Raw genomic sequence first — 13524 nt, forward strand, 5'->3', positions numbered from 1 at the left:
CTTGCGTTTCGACATCTCTGATCTCCTTCTCGTCGAAGATCAGCAGACTGCAAATCGTAGCTTATGTCAGTGTCCGAATTTCGGGGGGTAGCTCAAAGTTCCGATCCAACGCCGAGGTTCTCCGCGCCATTCGTATCAGACAACTCTATAGCCATGGACCTGGCAGGGGCATTGGTCTGCCACCCGATGCTCGAGGAGGCGCCCCAATTGGCGCTGACACGCGACGCGATTATGCCCGTGTTGCGGAAGAGAAAGATGATCCTCGAAAGACTGGGGATCGAACAATCACAGCTATGCGAGCTTTTTCGGGAGCGTGCATGGTTGTGATTAATGGGAGGTGAGAAGGTTCTGCACCTAATTGAATGAGGATGCAGCAATGACCAAACAACCTCTCCCCTCGGGCCTGATGAGCGCCACCGACGTTGCCGAGCATTTCGGTTGCGGGATTTCGACGGTCTGGCGCTGGGCCAAGATCGGCGTTCTACCGAAGCCCGTCAAGATCGGTGGCTCGACCCGCTGGCGCCGCGCCGATATCGAGGCCGTGATCAACGGCTCGGAGGCTGCATGACATGGGCCGAATGAAAGACTTCGCCCCTGGCGGCTGGCGGGCCGACCAGGGGCTGCCTGGGTCTTCAAGAACTCTGGATGCCCGAATTGTATCGCAACCGCGCAATCGGCGCCAGACCGCAAAGCGATATCGGATTGCCTCGATCGGTGAGGCACCCCGCGACATTCAGTTGAGCGGTCGACCGGCATGGCTCCTCGAAGAACTGATCCGTGCAGGATCTACCGGATTGACCGCGGCTGACCTGCCGGCGGGGCTTCGTGTGTCCGGCTTCGTTATGAAGTTGCGGCGCGCTGGGGTGCCGATCGACACGCTGACCGAAGCCAACGAGGGCGTCTATGGCGGCCACCATGGCCGGTATCGGCTGGCCTGCAGGGCTGAGCGTCTGGGCAACTCTGGCCACGATTGAAAGGGAGATATGAGGGCGCCGCATTGGGCGCCCCCGCGTCGGCTGGACGGTTTGCAAGACAGTGGCGACCGACGCAAAGGGCTTACCACGGGGACCGGCCAAAAGCCATCCGCAGTCCGAAAGGCTGAAGCGGGGCCGGCGGGGGCAGAGACGCTCTCGGAAGTAGCAGCCGACCTATGTGCCGTCTCCTAGGGACGCATGGGGCCCAAGCGATGGCCCGGCTCCGTTGAGCAGGACTTCACGCAGAGGGCATGGGATCAACCTCGGCTAACCCCGGGGCTGGTCGTCCTATGCCCTTCGCTCCGACCCTCTCCATTGAGCAGATCAGGTTAGAAAGAAGGTGAACATGACAATCAGCGACTGCATCCAGGAAGCGATCGACGACGGGCACATCGACAAGGAGCGCGGCGAGCGCGCGCAGCAGATGTGGCGCGAGATGGCCGATCGCTACCAGAGCGCGGGCTATACCCGGCACCAGGCCGAGACGATGGCGGCCGACGATCTGAAGGAGGCCCTGAAGCGCGAGGCCGGAGCGAAGCAGCATCGCTATCTCGCCACGCTCTCGATCCTGCGCGACCGCGAGCTTGAGGTTTCGAAGTTGAAACCTGAGCAGATCAAGTCGCACGCCACGGAGATGATCGAGCGGCTGGGTCACGAGGAACGCGGCCTGTCGCGCTACTTCATGGGCCGGATCGGGCAGTTCCTGAACGAGCACCACGCCGACCTTCTCGGCCGGATCTCCAAGCCGGCGCAATGGATGAACATCCTGCGCGAACTGCATGGGCAGGCGACTGACGACGAGGCGGCCAAGGCGCTGGCGCAATCCATCCATGCGGCGCGCGAGGAGCAGCGGCTGATGTATAACGCCCAGGGCGGCAACATCGGAAAGCTGGACAACTGGGGCCTCGCGCATTCCCATGACCGGGTGAAGGTCAGCCAGGTGTCGTTCGAGAACTGGTATGGCAACCTCAAGCGCCCGGATGGCACGTCGCGGATTGACTGGACCAAGATCGAGGACGACCTGACCGGGCGCCCGCTGCAAGCGGAGGGCGGCCCTGAGCCCAGCGAGGCGCTCCAGCGGCGCTTCCTGCAGGAGATCAAGGATAACATCGACTACGGCAAGGGCTCCAAGGAAGTGGTCTATGGCCGCAACAAGGGGTCTGGGCTGTCGATCGAGAACTCGCGCGTGCTGCACTTCAAGAGCGCGGACGACTGGATCGCCTACAACAAGGCCTTCGGCACGGGCACGCCCTTCAATGCGCTGGTGAGCCAGATGAACAGCATGTCGCGGCGGATCACCGAGGCGCGGATGCTGTCGGTCAACGGAGACGCGGGCCTTGACGCGGTGCGGCAGATGCTTGCCAAGCGCGTCCGCGACGAACGGCTGCCTTCGGAGATCAGCGATTCGATGGAAGGCAACGTCCAGCACGCAGAACGGATGCTGAAGGTGCTGCGGCCGGGCGTCGGGCCCAAGGGCCGCTTCTCGCGCGCCGCGGCATCGTTCTTCGCCACCACGCGCGAGGTGATGAATGCGGCCTTCCTCGACCGATCGGTCATCATCTCGTCGCTCTCCGACACCAACCTGTCGCGGCTCGGCCTTCAGACGCTCGAGATGAACCCGGGCAACATGCTCACCACCTACGGCAAGCTGATGGCCGAGAGCCTGAAGGGCGGCGGCCTGACCCATGAGGAACTGCTCCAGCAGGGCTGGATCGGGCAGGCGCTTGCGAACCCGCATGTGGCGATGGACCGCTACAACAGCGAGTATCCGGCCCACACCGTCGCGAAGCTTCTCTCCAACGCTTCGATGCAGATCCAAGGCCACCTGGCGCACACCGACAATATCCAGATGGCAATCCAGCACGAGATTGCCGGGACATGGGGCGCTGCCGCCGACAAGACCTTCGACGAGCTTGCGCCGCGCCTCCGTGCCGAGATGCAGAAGCATGGCATCACCGCGGGCGATTGGGACACCTTCCGCCAGCCGGCCGGGATCTACACTGCGGCGAACGGGGCCAAGTTCCTGACACCCTTCTGGTGGCGCCACGCGGCCGAGGGCGCGCCCGACGTGATCGACCGGACCTTCTTGAAGTTCCAGAGCTTCATGGAGAAATGGACTGAGATGGGCGTGCCGAGCCGCAACCTGTGGGTTTCGGGCATCTTCGATCCAAAGGCCCACGGCATGACGCCGGGCAGTCTGCCCTACGAGTTCCTGAAGTCGGCCGGCATGTTCAAGAGCGTGATCGGTTCGATGATGGTCAGCCAGTACCGGATGGCGATGGCGCACCCCGGCGGCTGGTCGCGGGTGCGCTTCGTTGCCGACCTCGCGGCGAGCAACCTCATGGTCGGTGCGATGGCGCTTCAGATCAACGACGTGCTGATGGGACGCGACCCGCAAGCGATGGACCCGCGGACGCACCCCGGCTTCATCGCACACGCTTTCATTCGCGGCGGCGCCCTCGGCCCGATCGGGGACGTTCTCTCGGTCGGCTCATCGCCTTGGGGCGGCATCGCTGCCTATGTGGCGGGTCCGATGCCCCAAGCCTCTCAGGACGCCTACAATCTCGCCTTCAAGGCATCCTCGCTCCTTGCGGCCTGGGCGATGGGCGGCGCGACCAGCAAGCAGCGGAGCGCTTTGTTGAAGGAGATGGCGCACCTTGGGATGCGCTACACCCCCATGGGCCAGACGCCGCTGTTGGCCGGCGGCGCGGCGATGGATCGCCTGATCTGGGATCAGCTCTGGATGGCGCTCGACCCCGAGGCGGTGAAGGCGATGGAGAAGGCCGCCCGCAGGCGGACCAAGGTCTACGGCGATGGAGAGTGGTGGCCCAGCACCAGTCCGCTGCCGACGCGGTTGCCTGACCTGGACTGATCGACTCGCCCACATGCGCCCGGTGATGTGCTAGGATCTGCGCGAGTGGCGGCATCGCTGCCGCGGCGCTCACCGGCATCACAAGAGGGGGCAGACATGCCTGACCTGGGAAGCGCACGAAGACGCCCGGCAGATCTCTGGGACCAAGCCGAGTCGCTTGCAGGGCGGCGCGGCGCTCCCGACCGGCTGGATATCGTTCTGCTCGTCCCGTTTTTCCTCATCTCGGCCACGATTGGGGAAATGGTGGCCATGTTCGTCTTTCCCCGGGCAGAGGGACTCGCCACTCTGACCGCCCTTCTGGTCACCGCGCTGGGCTACTCGATCTTTCGAGAGCGCAACAACGAACGCTTCCGCATGATCGAGGAGGCGCACGCCGAGCTCTTGGAAGTAGAAGAGCGCCGCGAAGCGACGGAGCGCGCGGCGCCGAAGGCCGAGCACGCGGACCCCGGGGCGGCAGCGGAACCCGTCGAGCACCTGACTATGGCGACATCCCCTGGGACGAACCGCACAGCGCAGCTGATCGCAGCGGCGGACAAGATACTGGCGCTGCCGGATCGAACGCCAAGCCAGATCGCGAAGGCGCGGCGGGCGAAGGCAATCCTAGAACAGGTACAGAGCGCACGGCAGCGGGGGAACAGCATGTCACCCCCGGTGTCGCCCCGATCACCGAGCGACAGCGCCTAGAGGCGCAGCAAGCCAAACAGATCAGCGGCTTGCACAACGCGCGAGTGCCGAAAAACATGCTCTGCCGCCCGCGTGCTGGTCCACCCCTTTCCCCCTCTTCCCGCATCCCCATCCGGGCGCGCGCCCTTGTTTTCCGGCCATCGGCACCTTCCCCAGCATTCCGCCTCCGGTTGCCTGATCCTCAACGTTTCGGGCTCTGGTCGAGGCTTCCGGGGTCTTGTGCGCCCCGGGAAATGCCCTGCGCCGGGTTCGCGAGCGCTTTTCGGCGGCTGATCGGCGGCTCTGTCCTCGCTCGGGAGGGGGCGGGGCGCCCGGTGTCCGACCCTATGGCGACTCGTGAGGTGATGGTGGCAGGATCGGCTGGACGAGAGGGAAGGCAAGAGATGCAGCCGAGGGCATGGTATTTCTATCGGCCGGACGGGCGCCGGCATGGGCCATCGTTCACCGAATGGCAGGCGAAGGTGGAAGCGGGCAGGTTCGCGGCCCGGCGGCCGAAGCTGGAGGCGGAAACCGCCTTCATCCTGTACCGCTCCCTGTCAAAGGCTGGCTGGCGCGTTGATCACACGGGAACGAGGTTCATTCCGGCTCCGAGCTGATCGGCTCTTCCTCGATCTCCACGACCCTCTGTCCCGGGCGCCGGTATTCGTAACCGCCCCCCTGACGCGCGTCGATGTTGACGGAGACCTGCGGCGCCTTCCCGTCGCTCGCCAGAAATTCAGCCATTCGCGCACGGATCGATTCCGACTTCGCATGGAGCATCAGCTCGAGCGCGACTTGAAGGGCCTGGGCCTTGATGAGGCCGCGGTTGGCGTCGACCTCGGCAACAAAGCGGCGCTGGACCTCCTCGAGGTGGTCGCGCACCGCGGGCCGCTTCATGGCCTTGTACCAGCCTTGCGGGCTGATCCCGGCTTCGGCACAGGCGTCGGCGATGGTCCTTCCCTCCGTGACGCGCAACTCGATGGCGCGGCGCAGCTTCGCGGAAAGGCGGGACGGGCGGGGCTGAACGATTGCAAGGGGCTTGGTCATGCCGGGATGATATGCCGGTCCCGTGCTATCTCAAATGCCCGATCCCTGAGCGAAGGCAGCGGAGGCTCGCTGATCAACTTCTGGGCTTATGATCTGAGCAGGGATGTACGGGAAGCCGGCAGCAACCGAAGCGAAGTAGCGATGGAAACCATCCCTGAGCCGGTACGGGTAATCTTCGCCCGCCCAAGGCCCACTCACCTTGATCGGCGGAAGGAACGAATGCTCACCCTCGCGAAATGCCATAAGCACAGGCACCAGTCGCAGCTTGTTCAAAAGCGCAACGCCGGCACGTCGCTCCGGAACAACAATCGCATCAAGCGGGATCAGTTCACACTCTGCGCACGGAAGCGGTGTGAAACATCGTCTGCCGCTCCGATTCCAAGTCTGCATTTCAGAGAACACCCACCAATCATCTGGAATCTCGAAAGGCTTACCTGAGGGCGTCTGAAACTGCATCCTTGGAACTCTGGCTGTCTTGCGTGTGTGCTCGAGAAAATGCCGGTGGCGAGGCATATGCGCTAGAAAAAAATCAAAATCCGCGCGCGCCGGGGTCCACTGATTGAAATGCGGCCGCATTTTTCCCCCTACCCCCCCCCTGCCAGGTCGCCTGAGCGCCCGCGGTCACCCTCGATCGACGTTTTCTCCGCCGCCCTCACCGCGCGGGATGGTAGGTCGGCGCTTCGCGTGCGCCTGGCGCTGGATATTTGAAGCGCACAGCGCCATCTCTGGCCGCCGGGGGTCAGGAGGGCGGCGCGGTCAACGTCGCCCTCTGGCGGCTGCTATTCGGCCATCTGCGGCGCGGCGGGTGTCCCGATCGTCCGAAGCGGCAACCCGAGGGCGGCGTAGGCTTCGCGGATCAGCACCGCGCCCTTGCTATCGTCATCGGTATCCGGCGCGCCATCGGCCAGCACAAGGAGCTTGCGGAAGACATCGAGGCTCGACTGGCTCGGTGCCGCGAGAATCTGGCGCTCCAGGTCGTCGATGATCCGCAGGGCGCATTCGTGCTCTTGGGCGCCAGTCTTGCCCCACAGGTTCTCGTTTGCCGCTATCCACTCGTCGAACATCCACTCAATCGGACCGCCAACGCCGAGTAGGGCCATCGCGTCATTCGCAAGGAACGTGGAGGGAAGGACTTCAACGTCGTCGCTGCCGCCTGCGATGATGCACTTTTGGGCCAGCTCTTCGAGAGAGCGCGGCGCAGTTTTCGCAATGGCGTTTTCAACCTCGATCCGCTCGTCATTCGTGCGGTCGAAGTCCTCGGGCGCGAAGGCACCGATCGCAAGCTTGCGGGATAGCTCACGCCATTCGGTGAACAGGGTGGGGATGGTCTTCGGGGTGGTGTCGTTCGTCATGATCAGATCCTTCAGGTCTGGTGACCGAGCCGCGTGATTGCGGCGCGAAGGATGATCTGAGGCGGGGCAAACAGCGTCCTCGTGGTGGGAAGAATGGTGGGTCAAGCGGCCGTGACGGCTATCTTTCCCTTATTCTTCAAAGCCTTGAGGTGGTTAATTTGGTGGAGCCAAGGGGAGTCGAACCCCTGACCTCTTGAATGCCATTCAAGCGCTCTCCCAACTGAGCTATGGCCCCACCGGAGCGCGACCCTTGCGGATCGCTCGGGCTATTTAGGGGAGCGCGGAGGGCACTGCAAGTGAAAAAATCACCCTGGATGCCATGTTCCGCGCCGCCCCTTCGGCCCGTCAGCTTTCGTCGTCGTCACCGCCCACGTCGGCGATGTCGTCAAGCGAAACGGTGTCGTCGTCGTCGTCTTCGAGAAGATCGTCGTCGATGTCCGAATCATCGGACGCGTCATCGTCAAGCAGGTCTTCGGCCTCGATCGGTTCAACGCTGGCTTTCTCAGCCTTCACCGGTGCCGCCCGGGAACCGCCAGAGGTTCCCTTGCGGAAGGCGTCTTCGATTTCGACCACTTCGCCCGTATAGGGGCTGACGATCGGCGTTTTGTTCAGGTCGTAGAAGCGTTTTCCCGTGGTGGGGCAGACCCGCTTCACGCCCCATTCTTCATTGGGCATGGATGTTCCCCTGCGATGCTGGGCTAACGGAATTCGACGCCAACTGCCACATGTCGCTCCTGGTGTCAAAGCCTTTGTCGGTCATTATTTTAACGTGTCGCACCGCGCCGCGGAAAGCGGATTCGCCCTTTCCGCGCCGCGCCGGGTGACTATGCTGAAACCATGGCCTCGTCCGACGACATCCGTATTCTGCCCGGCGACCCCCCGGTCACGCTGACGCTGCGCCGCTCGGCCCGCGCGCGGCGGCTCAGTCTGCGGGTCTCGCGACTGGATGGGCGCGTCACGCTGACGCTGCCGGCGCGCGCGCCCGAGCGCGGTGCGCTGGCCTTCGCGCAAGAACGCGCGGCCTGGATCCGCGAGGCCCTGGCCCGTATGCCCGCGCCCGAGACGGTGGGGGAAGGAATGCAGCTGCCCGTCGAAGGACGGATCTTGACCCTGGCCGCGCCGCCCGGCCGCGGGGCGCCGCGGATCGAGGGCGACAGGTTGATCCTGCCAGGCGGTCCTGCGCGCGCGGGCATCCGGGCACAGGCTTTCCTGAAAGCCCTGGCGCGCGAACGCCTGGCGGCGGCCTGCGCGCGGCATACGGCGCAACTGGGGCTTCGGCATGGCAAGCTGACGCTGCGCGACACGCGATCGCGCTGGGGCTCGTGCACCGCGGCGGGTCACCTGATGTTTTCCTGGCGGCTGATCTTGGCGCCGCCCTCGGTGCTGGATTACGTCGCGGCGCACGAGGTCGCACATCTGGCGCGGATGGATCATTCGCCGGCCTTCTGGGCCGTGGTCGCGCGCCTGATGCCCGGCTATCAGACCCCGCGCGCCTGGCTGAAGCACGAAGGCCAGAATCTGCACGGCTACCATTTCGGCCACTGACCGCCGGGCGCCGCACGGGGGGATTGACCCACCGCCGCTTTGTGATCACATCAGGACATGCTTTTGCAATCGCGACCATCCGACTCGGTCTCGGCCGTCCACGACCGGCTTTACCGGACGTTGCGGTCCCAGGTGATGCATGGCGAGCTGGACCCGGGCGCGGCGCTGACCCTGCGCGGCATCGCCAAACGCTTCGGCGTTTCGATGACCCCGGTGCGCGAGGCCCTGCGCCGGCTTGTGGCGGAAGGCGCGCTCAGCATGTCGGCCTCCGGTCGGGTGACGACGCCCGAACTGTCGAACGAACGGATCGAGGAACTGGCCGCGATTCGCGCCTTGCTGGAGCCCGAGCTTGCCTCACGCGCGCTGCCGCGCGCGCATTTCGCGCTGATCGAGCGGCTTCAAACCATCAACACCGCCAATGCCGAGGCCGTGGCCAAGCAGGATGCGGTGGCCTATATCCGCACCAATCTGGAATTCCACCGCACGCTATATCTGCGTGCCCAGGCGCCGGCGATGCTGGCGATCGCCGAAACCGTCTGGCTGCAGCTGGGGCCGACGATGCGGGCCCTATACACCCGGCTGCGCCGGAATGAGCCGCCGCCGCATCACCGCATGATCCTGGCGGCGCTGAAGGCGGGCGACGAGCCGGGGCTGCGGCTGGCGGTGCGCGCCGACGTGACCCAGGGGCTGCGGCACCTGGCCGGCTGATAGGCGCCAAGCAGGCACGAACCGGGCCAAGCTGAACCGGCGCTGCGGTGCCTTGGGCCGATCAATACATCCCGGCGTCGCGTGCCAGCAGGGCGGCCTGGGTGCGGTTCTTGGCCTCGAGCTTCCGGCACAGGTTCTTCACATGCAGCTTCACGGTGACCTCCTGCAGCCCCAGGTCGCGCGCGATTTCCTTGTTGGCAAGTCCCCGGCACAGGCCTTCCAGAACCTCGCGCTCGCGCTCGGTCAGCTTGTCGGCCAATACCTCGGGCGCGTTGGGGACCGAGTCGTTCAGCAATTGCACCGGCGCGAAGGTCTCGCCCGCCGCCATGTAGCGCACCGCGTGGATCAGGGCCTTTGCGCCGATCGTCTTGGGCACGAAGCCCGCGGCGCCCATCGCAAGCGCTTCGTCCGCGATGCGCCGCGTCGCCGCTCCCGACATGATCGCCACCGGCGCATCGGTCAGTTCGCGCATCTTCGCAAGGCCTTCCAGCCCGTCCATTCCCGGCATGGCGTAATCAAGCAATATCACATGGAACGGACCGGCCTTGGCAAGCTGCACCACCGCCGCCGGCAGGTCTTCCGCGGTGGTTACCTGAAAGTCGTCTTCGTTCGAGAGATAGGCGACAAGCGTATCGCGGATCAGCGCATGGTCATCAGCCAGCAGTACTTTCATGCTTTTCCCCAGGGCTTCTTTCCCGTCGCGCGACCGGCAAGATCCCCATGGCCTGGCCGCGCAGTCCCGCCATGCCCGAAGGGGGGACTATTCTTTCGGATATCACAGGTTGGTCCCCGGGGGCAATTTGAACCGTTGCCTTACCCGTGCCATCCTGCGCCGCAGTCGAGCAAGCCCTCGGCAGGGCGGGGCGGCGTCGCAAAGGCCTATACAAAGGCACAGGACCCTATGCCGATTTTCCGTGGGGAACAAACATCCCCAATGTAAAATGTTCGCGATTATTCGCGAGCTTGCCGTGGTGCGATACAGGAAAGACTGCGTGGTTCTGTCGTCTTCCCGACAGCCGGCCCGGCGGTTGGAATGGGGGCGGCCCCGACCGAGGGGATCGTCATCGTGCGGGCGCGCCGGCGCGTGGCTTGCGTTGCTTTGGCTGACTGCCAGTCTGATGTCGGTGCCCGCCTGGGCGGTTGCGTCGCCGCGAGGCGTGGTGCTTCTGACGGTGAAGCGCGCCATTCCGGGGCAGGGGACGCCCAGCGTCAAGCGATTCGATATGGCAATGCTGCAGGCGCTGCCGCATCGCAGCTTCACGACCACCACGATCTGGACGAAAGGGCCGCAGCGGTTCGAGGGCGTGCTGCTTCGGGATCTGATGCGGGCGCTTGGGGCGCCGCCCGGGGCGATGTTGCTGGCCCATGCGCAGAATGCCTATTCCGCCCGCATCCCGCTGTCCTCGGCGACGGATCCGGGCCCGATCATTGCCTATCTGCGCAACGGCAAGCCGATGAGCCTGCGCGAAAAGGGGCCCCTATGGCTGGTTTTCCCCTATGACGCCGATCGCCGCTGGCAAACCGAGGTGGTGTATTCGCGTAGTATCTGGCAGCTTGATCAGATTACCATCGCGCCGGGCCCGGCGGCGGATTGATCCCCGGCCACCCGGCTCGTGCCAGCCAAGCCCCGCCCCGCCCCAGGACCGCGCGTCCGGGATGAGCCGAGTCAGAGGTGACGTGACGAAAACCGCCGATCAGGAGACCGCCGCAGCCGAGAGGCCCCCCGGGAAGGCGCCACCGAAGGCCCCCGCCGCCGCCGGAGGCCCGCCGGCCCCGGAAAGCGGCCGCTGGCCACGCCGGTTGGGCTTTGCCCTTGCCATCGTGGCGATCCTGTCCGCGATTGCGGTGCTGATGGTCGAGGTCGTGGCGCGGATGGATTCGCTGCAGACCGCCGAGGCCGACAATCTGCAATGGTCGCTGTCGCAGGTCGAGGTGGAATTCCTCTTGCTGGAAGACGCGGTGACGGTCGCGCGCATGACCCACGCGGCTCCGCTCGGCCCCGAACTGGCTGCGGTACGCAAGCGTTTCAACCTGTTCTATTCGCAATTGCGTACGGTGCAGACCAGCCCGCATTTCTCGCCGGTTCGCGACGATGGACAAGGCGGCGCCGCGATCGCGCATATCGGCAAGTTCACGATGCGGATGATGCATCTGGTCGACGGGCCGGATGCCGCCCTGGCGGCGCAGCTGGATGACATCGGTCGGCAGATGGCGATGCTGCGCCCGGATGTGCGGGCGCTGACGGTGCAGGGCCTGGGGGTGTTCGCCCGCATTGCCGATCAAAGCCGCGCCGCGCTTGGGGCCACGCTGATGCGGCTGGCGGCGTTGACCTTCGCGCTGATCGTGGTGCTGGGCGGGTTGGCCGGTGCACTGGCCTGGCTGAACCGCGTCAACCACGCCCGCATGGCCGAGATCGCCCGCACCCGCGCCCGCCTGCAGACGATCCTGGCCACTGCGCTCGATGCCGTCCTGGTCACGGATGCGCGCGGCAGGTTGCAAGAGATGAACCGTGCCGCGGAAGAGATGTTCGGGCTTGATGCCGCGACCGCCCGGGGCCGGGCGCTGAATCAGATGGTCGCGCCCACCGAGGCCGCCGCCGCCCAGGATGTCGGGCTGGCCGCCTATCTGGTCACCGGAGAACCCGCCACCATCGGCCAGGGGCGGCGGCGGCTGCAGGGGCGGCGGGCCGACGGCAAGGTCTTTCCCGTGGAACTGGCGCTTGCCGCCGCCCAGGGAGGCGAGGGTGGCGACATGCTGTGCATCGCCATCGTGCGCGACATCTCCGATCAGGACGCGGCCGACCGCGCCCTGCGCGAGGCCCGCGACCGGGCGCTGGCGGGCGAGCGCGCCAAGGCCGAATTCCTGGCGGTCATGAGCCATGAGATGCGCACCCCCCTGAATGGCCTGCTGGGCACCATCGAGCTGCTCGCGCAAGAGCACCTCAGCCCCAAGCAGGCGGAATATGTCGAGGTGATGCAAAGCTCGGGGCGGCATCTGCTGCGCCATGTGAACGACGTGCTCGACATCGCACGGGCGGAATCCGGCCGCGCGCCGGCCGCGCTCGAACCCGTCGATCTGGCCCAGCTTCTGGAAGAGGTCGCCGCCGGTCAGCGCGGCCTGGCAGAGGCCGGGGGCAATCGCCTGCGTCTTGATCTGCCCGACCCGCCGCTGCCGCCGGCCGAGGGCGATCCCGCGCGCCTGCGCCAGGTGATCCTGAACCTTGTCGGGAATGCGGTGAAATTCACCGAGAACGGCGCCATCACCCTGTCGCTGAAGCTTCTGGCCGACGACAGGGTCGAACTGCGCGTGACCGACACCGGACCCGGCATCGCCGCCGAGGATCTGGACCGTGTGTTCGCCGATTTCGTGACGCTCGATGCCTCGTATCGGCGCAACGTGGCTGGCACCGGCCTGGGGCTGGGCATCGCCCGGCGCATGGTCGCCGCGATGGAGGGCGAGATCGGCGTCGACAGCACGCCAGGCCAGGGCAGCAGCTTCTGGGTGCGCCTGCCGTTCCGCCGCGCCACCGCGCTGCCCGCGACCCGCCCGGCGCCGCCACAGGCTCTGCCGCGGACCCGGCCGCTGGATCTGCTGGTGGTCGAGGACAACCGCATCAACCGTTTCGTCGTGCGCGAGATGCTGGAAGGCATGGGCCACAGCGTGACCCAGGCCGCCGACGGACAGGAGGGCGCCGCACTGGCGACGGCGAAGCGGTTCGACGCGATCTTGATGGACATTTCGATGCCGCGGCTTGACGGGGTCGAGGCGGCGCGTCGGATCCGCGCGGCCAGCGACGGGTCTAGCCGCGCCCCGATCGTGGCGCTGACCGCCCATGCCCAGCCCGCCGAACACGCCCGTTTCCGCGCCGCCGGGATGACCGAAAGCCTGACCAAGCCGATCACGCGCGCGGCGCTGGCAGCCGTGTTGCACCGCATCCTGGGCGAAGGAGACGCGCCCGCAGCGGCGGCGGCGTCCACGCCACAGGATGAGGCAGGGCTTCTCGATCTCGGTCATCTGGTCGAGATGAGCGAGCAACTTGGAGCGGCCTTCCCCGGGCTTTTGCGAAGGTTCGAGGAAGAGGGGGCTGCGCTGCTTGGCGCCGCTCCGACCGAGACGCTTCCTCCGAAGGCGCTGCATCGGCTGGCGGGATCGGCATCGGTGTTCGGCGCGGTGGCGTTGCAGGCGCGACTGGCCCGCGCCGAGGCCGCGGCGGAGGCCGGCACCGATGTCGACTTGGCCTCGCTGCGCGCGCTTTGGTGCCGGACGCTGTCGGCCCTGCGTGCCGCGCTCGACGAGGACGAAGACCCGGGTGCAGCCGGCGGGGCCGCCGCGGGCTGAGCCGTAGGAAGGTGGCGGGGGCTTC

Annotated in this window: 13 protein-coding genes and 1 tRNA gene; 8 read left to right on the plus strand and 6 right to left on the minus strand. The window is 66.0% G+C overall.

Annotation, left to right across the window (positions count from 1 at the left end; all coding sequences use genetic code 11):
* Positions 1 to 376: 376 nt before the first annotated feature.
* From BLV97_RS17165 to BLV97_RS17180, 4 genes are all read left to right on the plus strand, one after another.
* Positions 377 to 568 (plus strand): helix-turn-helix transcriptional regulator, encoded by a 192-nt coding sequence (locus BLV97_RS17165; protein WP_035838652.1) that lies wholly within the window; start codon positions 377 to 379, stop codon positions 566 to 568.
* Between the two features lie 10 nt (positions 569 to 578).
* Positions 579 to 974 (plus strand): winged helix domain-containing protein, encoded by a 396-nt coding sequence (locus tag BLV97_RS17170; RefSeq protein ID WP_210184809.1) that lies wholly within the window; start codon positions 579 to 581, stop codon positions 972 to 974.
* A 346-nt stretch (positions 975 to 1320) separates the two neighbouring features.
* Positions 1321 to 3846, plus strand: coding sequence for a hypothetical protein (locus tag BLV97_RS17175; RefSeq protein WP_035838654.1), 2526 nt, complete (start codon positions 1321 to 1323; stop codon positions 3844 to 3846).
* A 96-nt stretch (positions 3847 to 3942) separates the two neighbouring features.
* Complete coding sequence (locus BLV97_RS17180) at positions 3943 to 4530, plus strand: hypothetical protein (protein ID WP_051645862.1); 588 nt, start codon at positions 3943 to 3945, stop codon at positions 4528 to 4530.
* Positions 4531 to 5106: 576 nt separating this feature from the next.
* On the opposite strand, the gene BLV97_RS17190 is transcribed toward BLV97_RS17180, so the two are convergent.
* The 5 genes from BLV97_RS17190 to BLV97_RS17205 all read right to left on the minus strand — a co-directional run bounded on the left by BLV97_RS17190 (position 5107) and on the right by BLV97_RS17205 (position 7583).
* Positions 5107 to 5556 (minus strand): hypothetical protein, encoded by a 450-nt coding sequence (locus BLV97_RS17190; protein WP_035838662.1) that lies wholly within the window; start codon positions 5554 to 5556, stop codon positions 5107 to 5109.
* Positions 5557 to 5586: 30 nt separating this feature from the next.
* On the minus strand, positions 5587 to 6012 hold the full coding sequence (locus tag BLV97_RS20905) for a hypothetical protein (protein ID WP_143037572.1): 426 nt from the start codon (positions 6010 to 6012) through the stop codon (positions 5587 to 5589).
* A 323-nt stretch (positions 6013 to 6335) separates the two neighbouring features.
* Positions 6336 to 6908, minus strand: a complete 573-nt coding sequence (locus tag BLV97_RS17195; RefSeq protein ID WP_035838664.1) for a hypothetical protein — start codon at positions 6906 to 6908, stop codon at positions 6336 to 6338.
* Positions 6909 to 7067: 159 nt separating this feature from the next.
* A tRNA-Ala gene (locus BLV97_RS17200) sits at positions 7068 to 7143 on the minus strand.
* 110 nt (positions 7144 to 7253) lie between these two features.
* Positions 7254 to 7583, minus strand: a complete 330-nt coding sequence (locus tag BLV97_RS17205) for a TIGR02300 family protein (RefSeq protein WP_035838666.1) — start codon at positions 7581 to 7583, stop codon at positions 7254 to 7256.
* A gap of 180 nt (positions 7584 to 7763) precedes the next feature.
* Between BLV97_RS17205 and BLV97_RS17210 the strand changes: the two genes are divergently transcribed.
* Positions 7764 to 8453 (plus strand): M48 family metallopeptidase, encoded by a 690-nt coding sequence (locus BLV97_RS17210; RefSeq protein WP_035838735.1) that lies wholly within the window; start codon positions 7764 to 7766, stop codon positions 8451 to 8453.
* Between the two features lie 57 nt (positions 8454 to 8510).
* Positions 8511 to 9161: a GntR family transcriptional regulator gene (locus BLV97_RS17215; protein ID WP_035838668.1), complete on the plus strand. Its 651-nt coding sequence runs from the start codon at positions 8511 to 8513 to the stop codon at positions 9159 to 9161.
* A 61-nt stretch (positions 9162 to 9222) separates the two neighbouring features.
* On the opposite strand, the gene BLV97_RS17220 is transcribed toward BLV97_RS17215, so the two are convergent.
* Positions 9223 to 9834: a response regulator transcription factor gene (locus BLV97_RS17220; protein ID WP_035838670.1), complete on the minus strand. Its 612-nt coding sequence runs from the start codon at positions 9832 to 9834 to the stop codon at positions 9223 to 9225.
* 550 nt (positions 9835 to 10384) lie between these two features.
* Here BLV97_RS17220 and BLV97_RS17225 point away from each other — a divergent pair.
* Both BLV97_RS17225 and BLV97_RS17230 read left to right on the plus strand, forming a co-directional pair.
* The gene (locus tag BLV97_RS17225) at positions 10385 to 10756 is read left to right on the plus strand and encodes a putative pterin-binding protein (protein ID WP_244521058.1); all 372 of its coding nucleotides are present in this window, start codon (positions 10385 to 10387) and stop codon (positions 10754 to 10756) included.
* 61 nt (positions 10757 to 10817) lie between these two features.
* Positions 10818 to 13499 (plus strand): hybrid sensor histidine kinase/response regulator, encoded by a 2682-nt coding sequence (locus BLV97_RS17230; RefSeq protein WP_152546037.1) that lies wholly within the window; start codon positions 10818 to 10820, stop codon positions 13497 to 13499.
* Positions 13500 to 13524 lie beyond the last annotated feature (25 nt).

This window comes from Allgaiera indica (genome assembly GCF_900106675.1).
GTDB lineage: Bacteria > Pseudomonadota > Alphaproteobacteria > Rhodobacterales > Rhodobacteraceae > Acidimangrovimonas > Acidimangrovimonas indica.